This is a genomic window from Pseudomonas sp. P7758 (genome assembly GCF_013386485.1).
Lineage (GTDB): Bacteria > Pseudomonadota > Gammaproteobacteria > Pseudomonadales > Pseudomonadaceae > Aquipseudomonas.
On the sequence record NZ_JACARS010000206.1, the window covers coordinates 1 to 429 of the forward strand.

1 protein-coding gene and 1 pseudogene are annotated in these 429 nt (G+C 56.6%); both read right to left on the reverse strand.

The features are described from left to right. A pseudogene (locus HX873_RS30455) lies at positions 1-175 on the reverse strand (UDP-glucose 6-dehydrogenase); the annotation flags it as partial. Beyond that, a partial coding sequence (arnF, locus tag HX873_RS30460) for a 4-amino-4-deoxy-L-arabinose-phosphoundecaprenol flippase subunit ArnF (protein ID WP_177123690.1) occupies positions 172-429 on the reverse strand: 258 nt, incomplete at its 5' end. The pseudogene HX873_RS30455 and the gene arnF, both read right to left, overlap by 4 nt.

A 429-nucleotide genomic window follows, 5' to 3' on the forward strand; every position in this document is an offset into this window, starting at 1 on the left:
GGTTTTCCTTGACCATGGCCGCCAGGCCCGGCTCGAAAATGCTCACATGGCCCTGTTGCAGCAACTTGACCTTTTTCTCGTCAACGTCCATGCAGATGACATCGTGGCCGACTTCGGCCAACACGGTGGCCTGTACGAGACCGACGTAACCGCTACCAAATACACTGATTTTCATGGGGCATTCCTGGGACTTGTGGTGCTAGCACGACGAGAGTTGATAGTCAGGACTCCGAGAATGACCAAGGCCACTCCCGCAGTTTTTGAAAGCGAAAAATGTTCGTTGAACACCGGCAGGCTGGCGGCCAGCAGGTAGACCAATGCGTAGCTGATGCTGAGCAGCGAGTAGGCACGGCCCAGCGGCAGGTCTTTCAGTGCGCCAAGCCAGCAGAGCATCGACAGGGCATAGGCGATGATCGCCAGGATCACCAC